This window comes from Treponema sp. OMZ 805 (assembly GCF_050937395.1).
Taxonomy (GTDB): Bacteria; Spirochaetota; Spirochaetia; order Treponematales; family Treponemataceae; genus Treponema.
In genome coordinates this window covers 66,494-88,387 of sequence record NZ_JACCLP010000013.1, presented here as the reverse complement: position 1 = coordinate 88,387, position 21,894 = coordinate 66,494, and the positions used below count along the sequence as shown (strand labels likewise).

The following is a 21,894-nucleotide window of genomic DNA, read 5'->3' as shown; positions in this document are numbered from 1 at the left end:
TGAAAAAAAAAAAAAAAAAAAAAAAAAACCCCCCCCCCCCCCCCCCGATACATACACCTGCCAATAAGCCTATACACATACAGGAATCATCATTGCAAGACGGGAGATACCTTATGACTACGGGAAAGAAAATTTTTTCGCTTAGATATAAGCTTGCTTTGCTTTTCGGTGCATTAATTTTAATTGTCGGTGTTACGATGGGTGTTTTAGCTGTCAGAATAGCCCGTAAAGCGGTAATCGAAAAAATTGAGGCGCATCTTACCGATAAGGCAACGGATGTCGCCGCGATTGTGGACGGAAAAATGTCCGCGGTTATGCAATTTATCGAAGGTCTTGCCCGTATGCCGTTCTTACGCGACGAGAACCTTTCTTTGCAGCAAAAAGCGCAAATGTTGGAACAAGAGGCGAAGCGTAATGCAAAAATAGACTATTTCGGGATATGCGATCTTGAAGGCAATCGGTATGACGCACATAGAGCCCTTACGTTTGTAAATGACAGGGTATGGTTCCAAACCGCTGCTAAAGGAAAAAGTTATATTATGGAACCGTTCCTTTCTCAAATAACGAATGATATGCAAATACTCTTTGCCGTTCCGATTTATGACGATGCGAATACCATCATCGGTGTCCTTAGCGCAGCCGTGCCGGCAAAGCTGCTTTCTGAAGAAATAAGTGATATTGTAGTCGGTCAAAACGGATACTGTTATATTGAGGATTCGTCGGGTACAGTCATCGCGCATAGAGATTTCTCGTTAGTGCAGAGCCGTGCTAATTCACAAGAAAAAGTGAAAACAGACGCAGCGCTTGAGTCTCTGTCCGCGTTTGAAAAACAGGCGTTAGCATCGCAAGTTTCTTCCGTAGGATACTATGAGTATAACGGCATCGATAATATAGCTTCTTATGCGACAATTTCGTTAACCGGTTGGACGGTTATTATAAAAGCCCCTGTTAATGAGTTTATGGGAACCGTTAAGACGCTTCGAATCAGCATCCGTATTCTGGGAATTGTTCTTTTTGCAATAAGTCTTATTGTTGTTTATATTATCGCCTATAGAATTATGCGTCCTATTCAGTCGGTTGTGGCTGCATTACGGGATATCGCTCGCGGTGAAGGAGATTTAACGGTTCGTTTGCCGGTTTTCGGAAATGATGAAATAACAAATTTGTCCGCATACTTCAACGAAACAATAGAAAAGATTGCTTTATCGGTACGTGCTGTCGCAACCAATAGTGAATCAATGGAAGAAATCGGAACCGAGCTTGCTTCCAATATGACCGAAACTGCAAGCGCTATTCATCAAATCAGCGCCAATATCGAAGGGGTAAAACAGCAGGCAATGACACAAGCTGCAAGCGTAACGGAAACAGCAGCCACGATCGAAGAAATTGTTCGGACAATTAAACAGCTTAACACCAGCATCGAAACACAGGCGGCAAGTGTTGCACAGTCCTCAGCTTCGGTAGAACAGATGGTTGCAAATATCACTTCAATCACGAAAACCCTTGAAAATACCGACAGTACGATTAAAAAGCTGGCCTCTGCAACCGGAGACGGAAAAGAAACAGTTGTAACCGCCAATAGCGTAACGCAAAAAATTGCAGAGGAGTCAGGTGGTTTGCTGGAAGCTTCGAGTGTTATTCAGCATATTGCTTCGCAGACAAACTTGCTTGCAATGAACGCGGCAATAGAAGCTGCTCATGCAGGAGAGGCCGGTAAGGGTTTTGCGGTTGTTGCTGACGAAATCCGAAAGCTGGCGGAAGATTCCGCAACACAAGGAAAGGCAATAACTGCGACACTGAAAATATTAAGCGGAGAAATCGAAATGCTTTCGGATTCTTCCAGAACAGCTGAAGAGAAATTCAATACTATCTTTAACTTATCGGAGCAGGTAAAGTCGATGAGTGATCGTTTGACCGAAGCAATGCGTGAACAAGAAAACGGTAGTAGGGAAGTTCTTACTGCAATTAAAAATATCAATATGGTAACGATTGAAGTAAGCGAGGGTTCTGCCGAAATGCTCAAAGGGGGCGAAGGTGTTGCGGAAGAGATGCAAAAGCTGAATGATCTTACTCGTATTATTACCGACAGCATGAATGAGATGGCTGCAGGCGCGGTACAAATCAATAATGCCGTGCAGGAAGTAAATGAAATTACACAAAAGAATAAACAGAATATTGAAGGCTTAGTAGCCGAAGTCAATAAGTTTAAGGTTTAACACCTCTGTTTTACAAATACACCAAAGGGGAGACGAATTTGTTGTCTGCCCTTTGGATGTATCCACCTGCTTTTAATTTCCTCTATAAACTATTATTATGTTTATAACATCTCCTGCGAACTCTGTAAGGGGGTCCTTGACTTTTAGGGGGGGTATTGAACCAGACGGTTGGCATTGCTAGTAACCTTTCCGGTAATCCCGATAGGAAGAAAGCCTTTCTATCGGGATTTTTTTACCCTACCTCGCAAGCAGCTTGTTCAAGCGTTTTACAAAGTCGGCGGTGTCTTTGAGCGTACTGCCTTCCAGCAGCAGCGCCTGATCTAACAGCACAAATGCGGTGTCGGCAATGAACGCTTCATCATCGGTATCCTTGAGCCGCTGTAGGATGGGGTGTTCCGCATTGATTTCCAAAATAGGCTTCACCTCGCCGCGGAGCTGCTGCCCCATTGCCCGCATCATGCGCTCCATCTGCAAGCTCGGATCGTTTTCGTCCACTACGATACACGAAGGTGAGTCGGCAAGCCGTTTGGAAAGGCGTACTTCTTTTACCGCATCGCCGAGCGCTGTTTTAATCTTTTCGACAATCGGCTTAAAGTCTTTTTCCTTCTGCTTTGCTTCTTTCTTTTCTTCGTCAGTGCTCAGCTCCTCGTCGGAGCCGGCGCGGTTTGCAGCCTTGAGTTCCCAATCCTTATACTTGCCGACGGACGGGATAACAATATCGTCAATTTCATCCGGCATAATCAGCACTTCAAAGCCCTTCGCCTTGTACGCTTCCAAGTGCGGGGACTGCCTGAGCGCCTTTTCATCGCCGCCGGTGATATAGTAAATCGCCTTTTGTCCTTCCTTCATCCGCTGTACATAGTCGGCAAGACTCGTCCATGTATTTTCCTCATTCGTTGTTCTAAAGCGGATCAGTTCTAAAAGCTCGTCGCGGTGCTCATAATCGCTGTACAAACCTTCTTTTAGCGGACGGTTGTATTCGGCGATAAAGGTTTCGTATTTTTCCTTATCGCTTTCTGCAAGTTTTTTAAATTCGCCTAAGAGTTTTTTTACCGATGCAGAGCGGATATTGTTCAAAATGCGGTTCTGCTGCAAGATTTCGCGGCTGACATTGAGCGGCAAATCTTCACTGTCGATAATACCGCGCACAAACCGCAGATACACCGGCAACAATTCTTTCTCATCTTCCGTAATGAACACCCGCTTGACAAAGAGCTTTACACCGGGCTTGTAGTCGGCATGGTACATATCGAAGGGTGCCTTTGCCGGTACATAAAAGAGCGTGGTGTACTCCAGCGTTCCCTCAGCCTTGGTGTGGACGTATAAGAGCGGATCGGTAGAATCGTGCGAAAGCGACTTATAAAAATTCTTGTAGTCCTCGTCTTTCAGCTCAGACTTAGGTTTTTGCCACAGTGCGCTTGCATCGTTGATTTGCTCGCTCTTTGCCGCCTGCGATTTTTCGTTACCCTTATCATCATATTCTTTGTGGATATAATGGAGATAAATCGGGAACGCGATATGATCGGAATAGCGTTTGATAATATCTTCAATCTTCCAGCGGCTTGCAAATTCGGAATCTTCATTGTTCAGATACAAGGTGATGCAGGTTCCATTCGCGCCTTCGGGAACGTCATCGATAAGCGGGAACGCCGAATCATCGGTTTGCTCCAGCTCATATTCACCCTTACCATCGGAAACCCACTTCCACACGGTATTTTCACCCGCTTTTTTAGAAATCACTTCGATTTTAGATGCAACCATAAAGGCAGAATAAAACCCGACCCCGAATTGACCGATCAAGTTGGAATCTTTTTTATCATCCGCAGCGAGCTGCTCCAAAAACGCCTTGGTGCCGGAGCGGGCAATCGTTCCAAGGTTATTTTTGATGTCCTCATCGTTCATACCGATACCGGTGTCGCGGATCGTCAGCGTCGGCGTTGCGGCATCTTCATTAAAACTAATATCGATGCGGGGATTAAACTGCAAGTTTTTTAACGCGGCATCCGACACGGTCAGATACTTGAGCTTATCGAGCGCATCGGAGGCATTAGACACCAGCTCCCGCAGGAATATTTCCTTATTTGAATACAGAGAATGGATAATCAGGTGGAGCAGCTGATTAACTTCCGTTTGAAATTCATACTTTGCCATACTATAACCTCAATATATGTAAGTAATTTGAGCGGTTTGAAGCCTATTCATTACTGAATGATAAGTAATACCGCTTTTAAGCCTTTGCTGTTTTTAAATGAAAAGGCAGATTAAATGTACTTAAAATAGAGAGAAACGGCAAATCGCTGTAGCGTCCGGGTAAACGCATCAGACATTTGGGCGTAGTTTCTCGCAAAATAATGAGGCTGTATCAGCAGAATTTCGCCACTTCGTGACTCAAATGCTGCTCCAGCCTCATTATTTTGCGATTTATATTTATTCTGTCTGATGCGTTTACCCTGCTTACAGAGAAAAAAAGGGGGCGCGAAATTTTGAACAAAATTTCGCATCCAAGGAAGGGACGAGATTCGTGCGTAACACAAATCTTGCTACTGCTTATAACCACGGACATCCCTCATCAGCATAGCTGATAACGAGTTTAAAGTTAAGTTTTTATACAGTAATGATTTTTAAATTAGCCATGGATGGCAGTGGTTTTAACAGTAACAAGTTTTCGATGAGAAAACTTGAAGATAAAGACGGTACAAGGACGTACCGTTTTTATCGTAACATCGCATCTAGATCTAAGGAAACTGTCCAAAAACTATTACGCAATCCGCTTTAGCGGATATGATAAATCATTTCCTTACAGAAAAGCCGATAGGCTTCCAGTTTTTGGACAGCTCCTTTGGAAGCATAAAAATGAATTTATTCAAAAAATCAGGAGTTTTTTAAAAGATGCCCATAGCAACAAAAAAAAGGAAATTCCAAAACTCTGTTATTTTGGAATTTCCTTGTGTGTTCGCTTTCAACAATCGTTAAACACTCGTCTCTTAGCTCTGATATGCTTTTAGCATCCACGCCAGTTTTTGATAGTCTTTGGTATAACCGTTGAACATATCAGCCGTAACGCCATCTTCTTCTTTTTCCGCAAGTTCGACAATTTCTTTCGAATCTTTAATCCAACAGTCGGTATCGGCAATGAGCGTTTTTATTGTCTGCTCGGTTGATTTAGGACCGTCTTCCAGTTCTTTAATCGTTGCAATTGCGAGTGCTTCTTTCATGTTGGAAACAGGATTACCGCCGAGCGAGAGAATGCGTTCAGCAACTTCATCAAGAATGTCGCCCGCTTCGTCGTATAATTCTTCAAGTTTTGCATGAAGAGTAAAAAAGTTACTTCCCTTTAAATTCCAGTGCAGATTATGTTTTTTTACATAATCGACCAGTTGATTGGCAAGATACAGATTTAATTTCTGTCCTAATTCTTTTGTCATATTCGGCTCCTATTGAAAGATTTACTCTTTTGCACTTCTAAAGAAATGCATCATAAGTATTGTTTTTAAGATACGTAAAAAAAAGGCAGTTGTCAACAAAGTTTATAGCAATATTGATGCAGGTTATTTTTATACTGGCTTCATGGTGTAAATCAAGTGGCATCTATCGGAGAATTAAAGAGCCGGATACACAACCGAAGCTGCGTATTCTCGGCTCCTTAACGGTTTATTTTTAACTGTTAAAAAACTCTAAAAAACTAACCGAGCTTTTTTAGATGCCCGGCTATCTGCCGGTATGGCGGAGCGTTGCCCGCTTTTCCAGTTCTTCTAGCGTAAGCTGCGGATAGCGTACTTTCGCAAGGAAGATCATTGCGGCGATGATGTACGGCTTAAAGCTTGCTTGCTTGTAGAGCGGTATGCGGTAGCGGTCGAACACCGAACCGGCAACTTCGCCCTCTTTGCAGCTGACGCCGGTAATATCCGCCGGTAAGCAGTGGAGGTAGAGTGCTTTACCGTCTTTGGTCAGCTTCATCATATCTTCGGTACATTCCCAATCTTTGTGGTTACCGTTCTGTGCAAGCAGTTCTTTTTCGAGGGCTTTGATGCCGTCAAAGTCGCCTGCGCCGTAAAGGTTCGTCCGCTTTTCCATTGCGGTAAAGGGCGCCCAGCTCTTGGGATATACGATATCGGCATCTTTAAAGGCTTCTTTCATGCTGTTGGTCTTGGTAAAGGAACCGCCCGATGCTTTGGACTGCTTCTTTGCGACTTCTTCAACCTCAGGCATAATCTCGTATCCTTCCGGATGCGCAAGCACAACGTCCATTCCCAAGCGGGAGAACAGGCCGATTGCGCCCTGCGGAACGGAAAGCGGTTTTCCGTAAGAGGGTGAATATGCCCATGTCATGGCGATTTTCTTGCCTTTCAGGTTTTCAAGTCCGCCGAATTCATGGATGATATGGAGCGTGTCCGCCATAATCTGTGTGGGGTGGTCTATATCGCACTGTAGATTGACAAGAGTCGGGCGCTGTTCGAGCACGCCGTCCTTATTGCCTTCGGCAACCGCATCCATAAAGGTGTGCATATAGGTATTGCCCTTACCGATGTACATATCGTCGCGGATACCGATAACGTCCGCCATAAACGAAACCATATTAGCGGTTTCGCGGACGGTTTCTCCGTGGGCAATTTGAGACTTTCCTTCGTCCAAATCCTGTACTTCCAAACCGAGCAGGTTACAAGCAGCCGCAAAGCTGAACCGAGTACGGGTTGAGTTATCGCGGAACAGCGAAATTCCGAGGCCGCTTTCAAAAATCTTGGTGGAAATGTTAGCTTCCCGCAAGGTGCGCAGCGCATCGGCTACCGTCCATGTTGCAAGAATTTCATCGAAGGTTTTTTCCCATGTCAGGAAAAAGTCATTGTTGTACATCTTCTTAAAGCTCAAACTATTGAGCTTTGTAATGTACGGATCCATAATCAAGGCCATAATTACTCCTAAGGGCATGGGGATGGTTCAAAAGCGGCTGCTTTTTACCATCCCCGCTTTTTTATAGTTTTTCAACGTATATGGACGGCAGCGCGGCATACACAGCAGCGCACGTTACCAAATCCTGTTTCCAAGTAATTTCGTTCGGGGCATGAGCCTGTGCTTCCGCTCCCGGTCCGAAACCGACGCAGGGGACTTTGTTCCGTCCCATAATGGACACGCCGTTTGTGGAGAATGTCCACTTATCGACGAGCGGGCGGGCTTCGCGCATTGCGATCTGATCTTTCGGGCCGATACGCTTATCGCCGTACAAGTTGTGATATGCTTCCACGATTGAGCGGGCAACGACATGCTCATTCGGCAGTACCCAAGTGGGGAAGAAACATTCGATCGGATATTGTTCTCCCGTCCATGACGGCCGGTCGTAATTGTACATCGACACCTTTACGTCTTTTCCGTACTTTTTAACGGCGGGAAGCTGGCGGATTTCTTCCAAGCAGGATTCCCATGTTTCTCCGGCCGTCATACGGCGGTCAAGCGAAACGGAGCAGGAGTCCGCAACGGCGCAGCGGCTCGGGCTGGTATAGAAAATTTCGGAAACGGTAACGGTTCCGCGGCCAAGGAAGTTTGCTTCTTCCCATTCCTTGTTGTATTTTTTATCGAGCATTTTGACGAGACCTTTAATTTCGGTGCCGTCTGCAGCATCGTTTTCGTTTAACTTGCGTACTTCCTGCAGGATGTCGGACATCTTGTAGATTGCGTTATCGCCGCGCTCCGGTGCGGAACCGTGACAAGAAACGCCTTTAACGTCGATGCGGATTTCCATACGTCCGCGGTGCCCTCGGTAAATACCGCCGTCGGTCGGTTCGGTGGAAACGACAAAGTCGGGCTTGCAGAGTTTTTCATATCCGGGTACTTTGACGTCTTTTTTCAGGATATACTCCCAGCACATACCGTCGCAGTCTTCTTCCTGTACGGAGCCTACTACCATAGCGGTGTATTTATCGTTAAGAAGGCCTAAGTCCTTCATCATCTTACAGGCATACATTGCAGAAACAACGCCGCCGGTTTGATCCGAAACCCCACGTCCACCGATGAATATATCGTCTTCGAATCCTTCGTAGGGGTCAAACTTCCAGTTGTCGCGGTTACCGATACCGACCGTATCGATATGACCGTCAAAACAAACAATGTGCGGGCCGGTACCCATCCATCCCATTACGTTACCAAGCGGATCGATCCACGTTTTGTTAAATCCGAGCTCGTCCATTTTCTTTTGGATGCGCTTTGCTTTTTCCCCTTCCTGACTGCTTTCGCTGGGAAGGCGGATAATTTCGCGCAGAAAGGCGGTCATGTCGGCCTTATATCCTTCTGCAGCAGTTTTAATCTTGTTAAAATCCAAACTCATGTTTTCTCCCATAAAAAGTCAAGAAGAAAGTATCAACTTTCGATTGACTTTTTACGCACGTTCATAACGAAGTGAGAACGTGCATATAATAATACAAGTTTGCAGCACGCAAACTTGGGTAAATAAAAGCCGTGCCATTTGTACGGCTTTTATTTTACACTCCTCTATCGCTTTTCAAGCATTCCGCTCAATACGATATTGATTACAACCCGGCTCCTATAAAAATACGTAAAAATATATCCGGATGAAGGAACCTTAGGTTAATTTAATTATAGAAGCGAAAAATTCTTATGTCAAGCATAATCTTCTAAAAAATTTTTAGTTATGCTAATTCTTTTTTAGCCTTGTGAAGAAGTCAAACTGTAAGAAAGTTTTTGGCAATCTTAGGGAAAATTAAACGCGTAGAAAGGTAGTATCTCTTGTGCCGATAATGGCTGATAGTCAATGGTTTGAGTGTTATAGAATAACAATATATAATGACACCCCTTTTGGGTTATGATATGCTGAAATCAAGATTCAAGAGAGGAGTTCTAAAAAAACGATTCCTTTGTTTTTAAAAATGTCTCATGATAATAGGATGACCTTACAGATGACAAATACAAGTATAAATCAGCGAGCGGTATTGCAAGCGCAGATTTGAAAAATCGCTAACGAGGTACGCGGCGCTGTGGACGGCTGGGATTTTAAGCAATTCGTCTTAGGAACACTCTTTTATCGCTTTATCAGCGAAAATTTTACCGCCTTTATTGAAAACGGTGATGAAAATGTCCGCTATGCCGAGCTATCTGACGATGTAATTACGCCTGAAATAAAAGACGATGCCATCAAAACAAAAGGGTATTTTATCTATCCCAGTCAACTTTTTGCCAACATTGCCAAGACAGCCAATACCAATGAGCAGTTAAACACGGATTTAGCGAATATTTTTCAGGCGATAGAAAGTTCAGCTCAAGGATATGCCTCCGAGCACAACATTAAGGGCCTTTTTGCCGACTTCGATACGACAAGTAACCGCTTAGGCAGCACCGTAAAAGAAAAAAGTAAGCGTTTAGCAGCCGTCATTAATGGAGTGGAACGCCTAAACTTCGGTAGTTTTGAGCATAATGAAATTGATCTGTTCGGCGATGCCTACGAATTTCTGATTTCCAACTATGCTGCCAATGCCGGTAAATCCGGCGGAGAGTTTTTTACTCCTCAAAATGTTTCAAAATTGATTGCGCAATTAGCGCTGTTGGGACAAACATCCGTCAATAAAATTTACGATCCGGCGTGCGGTTCCGGTTCATTACTGCTGCAAGCTAAAAAGCAATTTGATGCCCATTTAATAGAAGAAGGTTTTTTCGGGCAGGAAATTAACCACACCACATACAACCTCGCGCGTATGAACATGTTTTTGCACAATATCAATTACGATAAGTTTAATATATCGCAGGGGGACACGCTCATCAATCCGATGTACGGAAATGAAAAACCCTTCGATGCCATCGTTTCAAATCCGCCCTATTCGGTAAAATGGGTAGGCAGTGATGATCCTACGCTCATCAATGATGACCGATTTGCTCCAGCCGGTGTGTTGGCTCCCAAGTCCAAAGCCGACTTTGCGTTTGTATTACATTCTCTCAGCTATCTTTCGGCTAAGGGGCGCGCGGCTATCGTATGCTTTCCCGGTATCTTTTATCGGGGCGGAGCTGAGAAGAAAATACGGCAATATCTGGTAGAGCATAACTTTGTCGAAACAGTGACAGCGCTGGCGCCTAATCTGTTTTACGGTACGGGTATCCCCGTCAACATCCTCGTACTTTCCAAGCACAAGCAGGACACAAAGACACAGTTCATAGATGCCAGCGGAGAGGCATTCTTTAAAAAAGAAACGAATAACAATGTGCTCACCGATGAGCATATTGCAAAGATTGTCAGTCTTTTTGAGAAAAAAAAGGATGTCGCCTATACCACCATATCGGTTGAAAACAGCACAATAGCGGAAAACGATTACAACCTTTCCGTCAGTTCGTATGTGGAAGCAGAAGATAAACGCGAGGTTATTGATATCGTCAAAGTCAATGCCGAAGTAGCAGAAACAGTCAAACGGATAGACACACTGCGGGCAGATATCGACAAAATAATAGCGGAGTTGGAGAGGTAGATGAATGAATAAAGAATTGCAATATTTAGTTTATAATACGCCCGAAGGCGCGGCGTCGGTAAATGCGATTGTCAAAGACGAGACCATTTGGCTCACACAAAAAGCAATCGCAGAATATAAAAAATACAAGGCCAAGACTTTGAGCAATGTGGAAAAAGATTATTTAAACTCCATCACTATGTTAGCGCAAACAGCAAAAAAGGCAAATAGCCTAAAAGCAGTATCAAAAGAGAAAAGAGAAAAAAGATGAATAAGATACAACAGTTATTGCAAGAGCACTGCCCCAACGGAGTGGAATGGAAGCCGCTGGGAGAGGTTACCGAATATGAGCAGCCTACCGCGTATTTGGTAAAATCAACAAATTACAAGGCAGAGTATCCTACCCCTGTGCTGACTGCAGGAAAGACGTTTATTCTTGGGTATACCGATGAAACAGATGGTATCTATCAGGCTTCCGTACATCCTGTAATTATTTTTGATGATTTTACTACCGCTCACAAATGGGTAGATTTTGATTTTAAAGCAAAATCATCTGCAATGAAAATGATTACATCTAAAGATGAAACTCAAGTATTATTACAGTATATTTATCATTGGCTGAATACCTTACCAAGTGAACTTGCCGAAGGAGATCATAAACGACAATGGATAAGCAATTACTCTCATAAAAAAATCCCTCTTCCGCCTCGCCCTGTTCAGGAAGAGATCGTTCGTATTCTCGACAAATTCACGGAGCTGGAGGCGGAGCTGGAGGCGGAGCTGGAGGCGCGTAAAAAACAGTATGAGTATTATAGAGACAATCTGCTTACCTTTGGCGATGAGGTGGAATGGAAACCGCTGGGGGAAATAACGGAGATTGGAACGGGTTTACATAATACGAATGAAGCTTTAGATAATGGAGAATATCCCTTTTTTGTCCGTTCACAAATTCCGAGAGCCATTGGATCGTATGATTTTGATGAAACGGCAGTAATCACCGCTGGAGATGGTGTAGGGGTTGGTAAGGTATTTCATTATATTTCAGGTAAATATGCTTTACACCAAAGGGCTTATCGTTTTATTGTAAAGGATAAATCGCAGCTGAATCCTAAATTCTTATATTATTTCTTCTTGGCTCATTTCTATAATTTTATAATGAAACAGTCTGTGCATTCATCAGTAACTTCTTTACGTTTACCAATGTTGAAGAAATTTCCTATTTTCGTTCCACCGCTTTCTGAGCAAGCCCGTATCGTTGCCATCCTCGATAAGTTCGATACCTTGGTCAATTCCATCAGCGAGGGGTTACCGAAAGAAATAGCGCTGCGCCGTAAGCAGTATGAGTATTACCGGGAGCAATTACTATCATTTCCAAAACATGAGGTAACGGCACAACGACCTCAATGCCGGAAGGAGACACCGCAATGACACAATACGGCACAATAGCAGAATTGCCGAACTTTATCGTCCTTGATAAATACACCAAAGATTCAATGGTGAGCGAACCCTCTGTAGGCTATCAGCCGGAAGCTGCTTTGGAACGGGAGCTGATCCAAGATTTACGCAACCAAGGCTACGAGTATCTTCCCGATATTACTACTCCCGCTGCACTCCTCGCTCATGTAAGAAAGCAGTTACAAGAACTCAACAAGACTGTTTTTACCGATGCGGAATGGCAGCGGTTTCTGGATGAGTATTTGGATAAACCGAGTGAAGGTATTATAGATAAAACACGGAAGATACACGATGATTATATCTATGATTTTGTTTTTGACGACGGGCACATTCAAAATATCTATTTGGTCGACAAACAGAACATTGCCCGCAACAAAGTGCAGGTGATCAACCAGTTTGAACAAACGGGCACACAGGCAAACCGGTATGATGTAACTATTTTGGTGAATGGGCTGCCGCTGGTACAGATAGAGCTGAAAAAACGAGGAGTTGCAATCCGCGAAGCGTTTAATCAGGTACACCGCTATAGCAAGGAAAGTTTTAATAGCGAAAGTTCCTTATATAAATACCTGCAAATGTTTATTATTTCCAACGGAACAGATACCCGCTATTTTGCCAATACGGTAAAGAGAGATAAAAACAGTTTTGATTTTACAATGAATTGGGCAAAATCGGACAATACACTGATTAAAGACCTTAAAGATTTTACGGCGACCTTCTTTCAGAAAAATACACTGCTGCAAGTATTGCTTACCTATTCCGTGTTTGATACCGGCAATACCTTGCTCATTATGCGCCCGTATCAAATTGCTGCAACGGAACGTATCTTATGGAAAATAAAAAGTTCGTTTCAAGCAAAGAAATGGAGTACACCGGATGGCGGCGGCTATATTTGGCATACGACCGGTTCCGGAAAAACACTCACGAGCTTTAAAGCTGCTCGCCTTGCTACGCAGCTTGAATTTATCGATAAGGTGTTTTTCGTTGTTGACCGCAAAGACTTGGACTATCAGACAATGAAAGAGTACCAGCGCTTTTCGCCGGATAGTGTAAACGGTTCGGAAAGCACTGCAGGGTTAAAACGGAATATTGAGAAAGACGATAATAAAATTATTGTAACAACTATTCAAAAACTGAACAACCTTATGAAAGGAGAAGGCGATTTACCTATCTATCAAAAACAGGTTGTCTTTATCTTTGATGAATGTCATCGCTCTCAATTCGGTGAAGCGCAAAAAAACTTACGGAAGAAATTCAAGAAATATTATCAATTCGGATTTACCGGAACACCTATTTTTCCTGAGAATGCATTGGGCACAGAAACTACGGCGAGTGTGTTTGGACGTGAGCTGCATTCCTATGTTATCACTGATGCAATCCGAGATGAAAAAGTATTAAAATTCAAGGTTGACTATAACGATGTGCGCCCCACGTTCAAAGCCTTGGAAACAGAGCAGGACGAAGCAAAAATCAGCGCTGCAGAAGAAAAGAAACTCTTGCTCCATCCCGACCGGATAAAAGAAATTGCTCAATACATCTTACGGAATTTTAGTATAAAGACTCATCGGATGCAAGGAAGCAGGATGGGCTTTAATGCTATGTTTGCAGTCAGCAGTGTTGAAGCTGCCAAACTCTATTATGAACAACTGAATCTCCTCCAGCAAGAAAGTGAAAAGCCGTTAAAAATAGCAACCATATTTTCTTTTGCAGCGAACGAAGAACAGAATGCCATTGGGGATATTCTTGAAGAAACGTTTGAAGTGTCTGCAATGGACTCCAGCGCCAAGGAGTTTTTGGCAAAAGCCATTCGCGACTATAACGAAATGTTTCAGACCAGTTTCGGTGTAGACAGTAAGGAGTTTCAAAACTACTACCGCGATTTAGCAAAAAGAGTGAAGAGCAAAGAGATCGACCTTTTGATTGTGGTTGGAATGTTTCTTACCGGTTTTGATGCGCAAACATTGAACACACTCTTTGTAGACAAGAACTTACGCTATCATGGTTTGATACAGGCATTTTCACGTACCAACCGTATCTATGATGCAACAAAAACATTCGGCAATATCGTTACGTTTAGAGATTTGGAGCAAGCAACAATAGATGCAATTACGCTTTTCGGTAGTCAGAATACCAAGAACGTGGTGCTTGAAAAAAGTTACAAAGAATATATCGACGGATTCACCGATAGTGTAACCGGTGAAGTACACAGGGGCTACACAGAGGTCGTTCGGGAACTGAAAGCGCAATTTCCTAAGCCGGACGCAATAACAACCGAAGCCGCTAAAAAAGTCTTTGTTCAGCTTTTCGGTGAGTACCTTCGCATCGAAAACATCTTGCGCAATTATGATGAATTTACACAGCTGAAAGCCTTGCAGTCTATCGATCCGACAGACCGCGTTGCTCTCCAAGCATTTAAAGACCGCTGCTTTTTAACAGATGAAGCGTTTACAGAAATGCAGAAAATAGATGTGCTGACCGAACGGGCTGTGCAGGATTATTGTTCTACATATAACGATATACGAGACTGGTTTAGACGGGAGCGGGGCGGTAAGAGTCCGGAACATACAAAAATAGATTGGGATGATGTGGTTTTTGAAGTTGATTTGCTGAAATCGCAAGAGATCGACCTTGACTATATTCTGGCTCTTATTTTTGAACATAATAAGAAGACAAACGATAAAGCAAAATTGGTAGATGATGTGCGCAGGATAATCAGATCCGGTATTGGAAATAGGGCAAAAGAAAGCTTGATTGTTGATTTTATCAACGAAACGGATTTTGAGCCGATTAAAGATAAGGCAGAAGTTATCCAAGCGTTCTTTATGTATGCTCAGAAAAAGCAGAAAGAGGAGGCCGCTGCGCTGATTGCCGAAGAAAAGCTTAATGAAGAAGCTGCAAAACGATATATACAAACCTCATTAAAACACGAGTATGCCAGCGAAATCGGTACCGATCTGAATGCCGTTTTGCCCAAACTCAGCCCGCTCAATCCTGAGTATTTAACAAAAAAACAAAAGGTCTTTCAAAAAATTGTTGCTTTTGTTGAAAAATTCAAAGGAGTCGGCGGAACAATTTGATAGTGTGTTTAGCGAGGAATGTCCACAAATATGAGTATTCGGATAGTCTTCTTGGTTTTAGCTATTATATGATAATCCATATATAAACTCCCGACTTGACCTGTTAAAAATCAATTAAAAGCAATGATTTGATAAGTCTATATATAGCAAGGAAGGAAACTATGGGCGCTGACGGGATCGAACCGCCGACATTTTGGGTGTAAACCAAACGCTCGTACCAGCTGAGCTAAGCGCCCTAATAACAGAAAAGACTATATATAAACCCGATAAAAATGTCAACAGGGTTGTTTCATTTATCGACAATAAACAACCCCGACGTGAGCGTCGGGGCGTTAAATCCTCCACACGAATAAAGTGAAAAGGTGAGCGCTCTGCGATAGTAAAAAACGTCTGACGCGGTTGCCCTGATTCAGCCCCCTCGGTAACCTGTACTTAGATGAAATGTTTTACTATTATTATGCAATCGGCTTATACCTTACATAAGCCGAGCAACGTCTGTCTTATCCCATATAGGAGGGAAGCATGAAGCAGAAACTCATCATACTTGCGCTGTCGATCCTATTTACGTTCAATAGTTTTGGAGAAAAAACACAAATTCCTGATAAAACTATTGATGTGGAAACTGCCGTACAGTCAGCGTTACAAACACATCTTTCGGTTAGGCAAAGTGAAATACAGCTTGAGCAAACCAAAAGGAAGTATGAACATTCGTAGAATAATTTTTTGCCGTCTCTTTCGGCAAACGTAAGCGGCGGTGCAAATGGCGGCTTGACCTCTACGGCAACCAATGCGCTTACGTTTTCTACCGGAATCAATACAAATTTGAATATCAGTCTCGGCGTCGGTAAAAAGATTGCCGCTTTAAAAGCAGCATACGAAAGCGGACAAAAAGATTATGAAGATACTGTCCGCGAAATTGAAACGGAAATCCGTAAGAGCTTTTATTCGCTTTTATATATGCAAGGACAGGTAGACATCAGTAGGGCATCGGTAAACGCCAACGAAGCACAATATAATCAGACAAAGATTAAAAAGAGCCAAGGTCTTGTTACAGAGCTTGATTTATTGACCAGTCAGGTAAATTATGAAACGGCAAAAATCAATTTACGGAATACCGAAAAGGCATACTTTACTGCAACGTTTAAATTCTTAAATGAAATCGGTGTCAATGTGGAGCCGGGGCAGCGCGTTTCTTTTGAGGGAAGCCTTGATGATTATGTAAATGCAAATGATTTTGAGCTTTCACAAGGAAACTTGGATGAGCTGATAGAAAATAGTCCCGCTATCCGTACTATAAAGAATACCTTGAATAAAAATAAAATATCCCGTTCTCAACTTACCCTATCTGCATATCTTCCCAATATAATGCTCAGCGCCAATATCAGTCCCTATTCGTATTCCTATAATTTACCTAATAAAATGGGAAGTAAAAGAGACAGTTGGTCTGTTTCTGCAGGTCTCTCGTTTGCATTAGATAATTATATTCCGGGATCTGCCGTGAGGGACAATATTGCAGATATGGATGATTCGATTAAAACGCTCGAAATGCAGCTCGATAAAAAAAGACAGCAGATAAAAACAAATATCATCGAAATACTGAATGAAATTGAGATTGCGAAGGAAGGTTTGGAAAACTGCCGGTTAAATAGTGAGTTGGCAAAGAAAAGTTATGAAATGGCAGAGATTGCCTATAAAAACGGAACGAAAGATTTGAATAGCTTGCAAGCTATTCACAATGCGTATAGCAATGCCGAACTTCAGTATAAAAATCAGCAACTGTCTTTGATAAACAGCAGACTAACGCTTAAAAGTCTTATCGGCAAATAACCTTGAGAAGCTCTCTAAAGAACTTCCTTAACTGAGTGAGAAATGATGGAGAACACTATGAAATCAAAGAAAATTATGCGACGGATTTTATTAGTAGCCGGTGTTATTGCGGTTATTGCAATCATTGCACTATTGCCCAAAAACAAAGGCGGAATGTCCGGCGGTGCAGGCAGTATGCCGGACAGCAAAGATGGAATGCACGGAGCGTCTGCAAATGCTGCGGCAACTGTTTATTCCGTAACAACACAAGTGTTGTCAAAAACAGAGTTGCAGGAATATTTAACCATGAACGGCAATGTCCAAGCTAATAACACCATTTCCGTTTATCCCGGAATCGGAGGAAAAATTACCCGTGTGTATGTAACGCTCGGCTCAATCGTAAAACGAGGAGACAAACTTGCCGAAATCGATCCTTCAACCCCCGGAACGTATTATGAAATAAGTCCTGTGTATGCACCGATTTCAGGTACAATTACGGCGTTGCCGTTAACGGTAGGAACCTCCGTCAACACAAATACCGCTGTAGCTCAGATTGGAAATATCCGTGAACTCCAGATTAAAGCAAAGGTGCCGGAGCGGGATGTTTCGGTACTAAAACAAGATCTGAAAGCTCAAGTCTCTCTTGTTGCTTATAAAAATCAGATTTTTGATGCTCATGTTATACGGGTGTCTCCAATTGTAGATGAGGTTTCGCGAACTAAAGAAATATATCTGGCATTCGATACCATCGATCCTAAGATAAACGCCGGAATGTATGCAAAAATTAAACTTTTAACCGTACTGCATAAAGATGCGCTCTGTCTTCCTATCGATGCAATTCAAACTCTGGACGGTAAAAATTTTGTGTATGTAGTTCAATCCGATTCAACAGTAACAGTACGCAATGTAGACATCGGTGTGAATGTAGACGGTATTGTGGAAATTGTGAACGGACTTTCGGAAGGGGATAAAATAGTTGTAGACGGAACACAAAACTTGAGCGAAGGAGCGCAAATAAAGGAAGCAGCCGCAAATACGGCAAGCGCTTTATAGGAGTACGTATGAGTATATCGAAAAAAATACTCGAACATCCGGTATTAATGCTTTGTACTTTCGTATTGATTGCGATTGTATCAGTGTTTACGCTGGGGAATATAACTATCGCTTTGATGCCGGATATGGATATGCCGGTAGCAATGGTCAGTACCTCGTATCCGAATGCAGGGCCGGAAACGGTTGAAAAGTCGGTTACACAAGTGTTAGAGGGAAGTCTTATCAGTGTAACGAATCTCAAGAAGATGACCTCGACTTCATCGGAAGGGATGTCTTCCATCTCGCTTCAATTTAACTACGGCACGGATATGGATGTTGCGGTAAATGACTTACGAGATAAGATCGATAAGGTCAAGCAGGCATTGCCGACTAACGCGACTACCCCTTCTATTTTTCAATTTGATACGTCTTCCATGCCTATTATCACGCTTGCCGTCAATGGCAACCGTTCGGAAGAGTCGCTAAAGAAAATAGCCGATGAACAAATTTCCAGTTTATTAGAGCAAGCGGACGGTGTCGCACAAGCCTCAGTCCGCGGCGGACGCAGTGCAATCGTAAGAATTGAACTTGATCAAAATCGGCTGGAAGCGTACGGTCTGACTCTGTCTTCTATTGCGAGAGGTCTTTCTTCTCAAAATATCGAAGTAGGCGGCGGAAGTGTCAGTGAAGGAACAAAAAAATATACGGTTAGAACAACCGGCGAATTTGAGTCCATTGATGACATTAACCATAGTGTTGTCGGAACGTATAACGGGTATGATGTAAAGCTTGAAGATATCGGGACTGCCTTTATGGGCTACTCTGATGCAACAAGTAAAATTTACATAAACGGAAAACCCGGTGTCTATGTTTCCGTTCAAAAACAAAGCGGTTCAAACACGGTTAATGTTGCAAAAGCGGTAAAAGAAAAAATAAAGGAAATTGAAAAAACACTGCCTGCCGATATAAAAATAGAAATTATCAGCGATGATTCTACATCAGTCAGTGATACCTTGACCGAGCTTATTAAATCGATTGTGCAAGGTTTTATTCTTTCAGTTTTAGTCCTATTCATATTTTTGCGCAGCGGACGAAGTACCTTTATTATGGCTATTTCCATCCCGTTCTGTATTTTAATCACCCTTACCATTATGTCGTTTGCCGGCATAACGATGAATATGATTACCATGACCGGTTTAATTTTAGGACTCGGTATGGTTGTGGACGCTTCCGTTGTCGTATTGGAAAATATTTATGTCTATCGGAATCGAGGAACACAGGCTTTGACCGCCGCTGTTATCGGCACTCAAGAAGTAATGGCTTCCGTAGCTGCCGGAAACCTTACGACTATTTGCGTCTTTATCCCCTTCTTCGTTTTTAAAAATAAGCTTGAAATGCTTGGACAAATGTTCAGCAGCTTGATGTCCGTTATCTTAATTGCGATTCTTTCCTCGCTTTTTGTTGCCGTGTTCCTAGTACCGGTCTTAGCAGGAAAGTTTTTGCCGGTCAGTAATAGAAAAGAGCATCCTATCAAAAATAAGTTTCTTGCAAAATGCGATAAGAGTATTGAAAGGGCGTTGAATCGGCTTACAACTCTGTATCAGAAAGGTTTACACTTTGTTTTGCGCCGCCGCTTTGCAACCGTTGTTATTGCCTTCGGAATTTTTGCAGCATCGCTTGTACTGATCGGCCGTCTAAACATAAGTTTTATGTCCAATTTTAACGATTCCTCGGTTTCCTTAAATGTTACCTTACCCTTGGGGACAAAACTTGAAGAGACTCAGGCAATCCTCGATGACTTTTATCAGTTTGCGCAGGATGAAATTAAAGGCTATGATAATATCGTGGTCAGTATCGGTTCCGGCGGCGGGGGAAGAATGTCGGATACGTCGTATAAAGGCTCGTTAACCGTCTACCTACCCGATGCATCCAAGCAAATTGATAATGCCCAAACGGTAAAAGAGAAACTCAGAGCCCATTTTGATTCTTATCCTGCAGCAACGCTGAGCTTTAATGAAGGGATGATGCAGCAAATGAGCGGAAACGATGTTAATATTGTTTTCCGTTCAAATGATTTGGATGCAAGTGTTGCCCTCGCAAAGAAAATTCAAGCACTGATAAAAGAGCAGCTTCCTTCGGTTACCGAACCTCAGATTGATATGCAAGATGGGTTACCTCAAGTTGAAATAAAGGTTGACCGTGAACGGGCATATAGTTTTGGAATTTCTATCATGTCGATTGCAAATGAAATTAACTATTGCATCAACGGGATGACAGCTACCACCTATCATAAAAACGGCGATAGTTACGATGTCGTTGTGTTGCTTATGAAAGAGGATAGAGATGAAATTCCCGATTTGGAAAAGATTTATGTTGCAGGGCGATCCGGTCTTTATTCCGTAGCAAACTTTGCAGAAATTATCCGCGGTACAGGACCGGTTTCCATCAATCGCGAAAATCAATCCCGCATTATTCACCTGACTGCGGGGCTCAAAGATTCAAGCAGCAGCGCGCGGGAAGTAGAAGAGCAAATAAAGCAGTTGATAAGCGATAATCTGGTAATTCCGGACAATATAACGCTCACGTATGAGGGTTCATGGAAAAATACCAGAAATACCTCCAATGTGTTTCTTTCTATTATCATATTGGCGATTATCCTCGTATTCGGCGTTATGGCTGGAACTTATGAGGATTTTAAAAATCCCTTTATCAACCTCTTCACGATGCCCTTCCTCGTTGTCGGCGTTGTTCTTATTCATCTGATAACAGGACAGGCGTTCAGTATGGTGTCGTTAATCGGAGTGGTTATGCTGCTGGGAATTGTTGTCAATAACGGTATCATCTTGGTAGACCAGACAAACCTCTTAGTACGGCGAGGCCGTCCTGTGCTGCAAGCATGTGAGGAAGCTGGAGCGAGCCGGTTGCGTCCCGTTTTGATGACTACGCTTACGACTATTTTGGGAATGATCCCTATGGCGTTCTTCGGCGGAGACAGTGCAAGCGTAACGCAGCCGATCGGCTTGTGTATAATCGGCGGCTTGTTTTCCAGTACCTTGGTAACATTGTTTATTATTCCGGTGATTTACTCTTTATTTAACGGAAAGGCAAATGCAAAAGCGACGATGTCCCTTCCTCCGGATCTTGCCGCGATTAGGGCTGAATATTTTACAGCAGAAACACAGGGACAAGGAGGAAATAACAATGATTAGAATTGAAATAATAGCAAACCAGTCCGTTTATCCGGAACTCATTGCAAATCTTGAAGCCTGTTTGCCGGATTTTCTCTATACTTCCATTCCGTTGGCTTACGGGAGGGGGAGAGATTCGTATAAACTTGGCAACAGTACGTGGCCGGAGACTAACTTTGTGTTAATTGCCTACGCAGATAATACCGTCGAGCAGAAGGTTGCGCAGATTGTTCGGTATATAAAGTTAAAATTTCCAACGGAGGGAATAAAACTGTTTGTACTGCATGATAAAAATATCAATGATCCGGCAGTAAGCTAGCAGGTCAAACGCATCGGAAATATTTTAAGCGGTTGCCTTCCATCTGTGCGAAATTTTAAATAAAATTTCGCACATTTTTTTCAGCAAGCGGGCAAATGCATCAGACCGTATAGATAAAAGTCGCAGAATAACAGAGGTTGGGCGACCATTTGAGCCATCTTCAACTGATGTACATCCGTGTACATCAGTTGAAGGCGAGTTTTGTGCGCGCACAAAACATCTCTACTGCATGGTACCACTGCCATCCATGGCAGTTCCGATTGAACAGTCTCTTCGTAAGCCTTTTGAAAATAGGTGGCGCAGATGCTAGAAGCTAGCCGAAATAAAGCGGAGACGTACTTGTTGTACGTTGAGCATTTATTT

At 42.9% G+C, this 21,894-nt stretch carries 14 protein-coding genes and 1 tRNA gene; 10 read left to right on the top strand and 5 right to left on the bottom strand.

Features of this window, described 5'->3' with window-relative positions:
* The first annotated feature begins 113 nt into the window (after nt 1-113).
* Complete coding sequence (locus tag HGH47_RS10285; RefSeq protein ID WP_212565959.1) at nt 114-2,216, top strand: methyl-accepting chemotaxis protein; 2,103 nt, start codon at nt 114-116, stop codon at nt 2,214-2,216.
* A gap of 237 nt (nt 2,217-2,453) precedes the next feature.
* On the opposite strand, the gene htpG is transcribed toward HGH47_RS10285, so the two are convergent.
* From htpG to HGH47_RS10265, 4 genes are all read right to left on the bottom strand, one after another.
* Nucleotides 2,454-4,367, bottom strand: a complete 1,914-nt coding sequence (htpG, locus tag HGH47_RS10280; RefSeq protein ID WP_432912198.1) for a molecular chaperone HtpG — start codon at nt 4,365-4,367, stop codon at nt 2,454-2,456.
* Nucleotides 4,368-5,200: 833 nt separating this feature from the next.
* On the bottom strand, nt 5,201-5,641 hold the full coding sequence (locus HGH47_RS10275) for a Dps family protein (protein ID WP_212565957.1): 441 nt from the start codon (nt 5,639-5,641) through the stop codon (nt 5,201-5,203).
* A 283-nt stretch (nt 5,642-5,924) separates the two neighbouring features.
* Nucleotides 5,925-7,124, bottom strand: a complete 1,200-nt coding sequence (gene ygeW, locus HGH47_RS10270; protein ID WP_432912195.1) for a knotted carbamoyltransferase YgeW — start codon at nt 7,122-7,124, stop codon at nt 5,925-5,927.
* Between the two features lie 61 nt (nt 7,125-7,185).
* Complete coding sequence (locus HGH47_RS10265; RefSeq protein ID WP_212565955.1) at nt 7,186-8,532, bottom strand: YgeY family selenium metabolism-linked hydrolase; 1,347 nt, start codon at nt 8,530-8,532, stop codon at nt 7,186-7,188.
* Between the two features lie 643 nt (nt 8,533-9,175).
* Between HGH47_RS10265 and HGH47_RS10260 the strand changes: the two genes are divergently transcribed.
* The 4 genes from HGH47_RS10260 to HGH47_RS10245 are packed head-to-tail and all read left to right on the top strand — an operon-like array spanning nt 9,176 to nt 15,186.
* Nucleotides 9,176-10,675: a type I restriction-modification system subunit M gene (locus HGH47_RS10260; RefSeq protein ID WP_432912206.1), complete on the top strand. Its 1,500-nt coding sequence runs from the start codon at nt 9,176-9,178 to the stop codon at nt 10,673-10,675.
* Nucleotides 10,676-10,679: 4 nt separating this feature from the next.
* Nucleotides 10,680-10,925, top strand: coding sequence for a hypothetical protein (locus HGH47_RS10255; protein ID WP_212565953.1), 246 nt, complete (start codon nt 10,680-10,682; stop codon nt 10,923-10,925).
* Nucleotides 10,922-12,082 (top strand): restriction endonuclease subunit S, encoded by a 1,161-nt coding sequence (locus HGH47_RS10250; protein WP_432912190.1) that lies wholly within the window; start codon nt 10,922-10,924, stop codon nt 12,080-12,082. The genes HGH47_RS10255 and HGH47_RS10250 overlap by 4 nt, the downstream gene beginning before the upstream one ends.
* On the top strand, nt 12,079-15,186 hold the full coding sequence (locus tag HGH47_RS10245) for a type I restriction endonuclease subunit R (protein ID WP_432912187.1): 3,108 nt from the start codon (nt 12,079-12,081) through the stop codon (nt 15,184-15,186). The genes HGH47_RS10250 and HGH47_RS10245 overlap by 4 nt, the downstream gene beginning before the upstream one ends.
* 162 nt (nt 15,187-15,348) lie before the next feature.
* On the opposite strand, the gene HGH47_RS10240 is transcribed toward HGH47_RS10245, so the two are convergent.
* Nucleotides 15,349-15,422, bottom strand: a tRNA-Val gene (locus HGH47_RS10240).
* Between the two features lie 286 nt (nt 15,423-15,708).
* Between HGH47_RS10240 and HGH47_RS10235 the strand changes: the two genes are divergently transcribed.
* Genes HGH47_RS10235 through HGH47_RS10215 form a run of 5 tightly spaced genes read left to right on the top strand, consistent with a single transcriptional unit; the run spans nt 15,709 to nt 21,531 of the window.
* Nucleotides 15,709-15,900, top strand: a complete 192-nt coding sequence (locus HGH47_RS10235; RefSeq protein ID WP_230974555.1) for a hypothetical protein — start codon at nt 15,709-15,711, stop codon at nt 15,898-15,900.
* A 9-nt stretch (nt 15,901-15,909) separates the two neighbouring features.
* A complete protein-coding gene (locus HGH47_RS10230; RefSeq protein WP_230974554.1) occupies nt 15,910-17,013 on the top strand; it encodes a TolC family protein in 1,104 nt (367 codons plus the stop codon).
* Between the two features lie 57 nt (nt 17,014-17,070).
* Entirely contained in the window at nt 17,071-18,045 is a 975-nt protein-coding gene (locus HGH47_RS10225; RefSeq protein ID WP_230974553.1) for an efflux RND transporter periplasmic adaptor subunit, read from the top strand.
* Nucleotides 18,046-18,053: 8 nt separating this feature from the next.
* Complete coding sequence (locus HGH47_RS10220) at nt 18,054-21,233, top strand: efflux RND transporter permease subunit (RefSeq protein ID WP_212565951.1); 3,180 nt, start codon at nt 18,054-18,056, stop codon at nt 21,231-21,233.
* Complete coding sequence (locus HGH47_RS10215) at nt 21,226-21,531, top strand: PG0541 family transporter-associated protein (RefSeq protein WP_212565950.1); 306 nt, start codon at nt 21,226-21,228, stop codon at nt 21,529-21,531. Before HGH47_RS10220 ends, HGH47_RS10215 begins: the two co-directional genes overlap by 8 nt.
* Nucleotides 21,532-21,894 lie beyond the last annotated feature (363 nt).

What these genes read in the sequence shown, in the direction of transcription:
- HGH47_RS10285 (WP_212565959.1), top strand. Translation starts at nt 114, where the DNA reads ATGACTACGGGAAAGAAAATTTTTTCGCTTAGATATAAGCTTGCTTTG.
- htpG (WP_432912198.1), bottom strand. Translation starts at nt 4,367, where the DNA reads ATGGCAAAGTATGAATTTCAAACGGAAGTTAATCAGCTGCTCCACCTG.
- HGH47_RS10275 (WP_212565957.1), bottom strand. Translation starts at nt 5,641, where the DNA reads ATGACAAAAGAATTAGGACAGAAATTAAATCTGTATCTTGCCAATCAA.
- ygeW (WP_432912195.1), bottom strand. Translation starts at nt 7,124, where the DNA reads ATGGCCTTGATTATGGATCCGTACATTACAAAGCTCAATAGTTTGAGC.
- HGH47_RS10265 (WP_212565955.1), bottom strand. Translation starts at nt 8,532, where the DNA reads ATGAGTTTGGATTTTAACAAGATTAAAACTGCTGCAGAAGGATATAAG.
- HGH47_RS10255 (WP_212565953.1), top strand. Translation starts at nt 10,680, where the DNA reads ATGAATAAAGAATTGCAATATTTAGTTTATAATACGCCCGAAGGCGCG.
- HGH47_RS10250 (WP_432912190.1), top strand. Translation starts at nt 10,922, where the DNA reads ATGAATAAGATACAACAGTTATTGCAAGAGCACTGCCCCAACGGAGTG.
- HGH47_RS10245 (WP_432912187.1), top strand. Translation starts at nt 12,079, where the DNA reads ATGACACAATACGGCACAATAGCAGAATTGCCGAACTTTATCGTCCTT.
- HGH47_RS10235 (WP_230974555.1), top strand. Translation starts at nt 15,709, where the DNA reads ATGAAGCAGAAACTCATCATACTTGCGCTGTCGATCCTATTTACGTTC.
- HGH47_RS10225 (WP_230974553.1), top strand. Translation starts at nt 17,071, where the DNA reads ATGAAATCAAAGAAAATTATGCGACGGATTTTATTAGTAGCCGGTGTT.
- HGH47_RS10220 (WP_212565951.1), top strand. Translation starts at nt 18,054, where the DNA reads ATGAGTATATCGAAAAAAATACTCGAACATCCGGTATTAATGCTTTGT.
- HGH47_RS10215 (WP_212565950.1), top strand. Translation starts at nt 21,226, where the DNA reads ATGATTAGAATTGAAATAATAGCAAACCAGTCCGTTTATCCGGAACTC.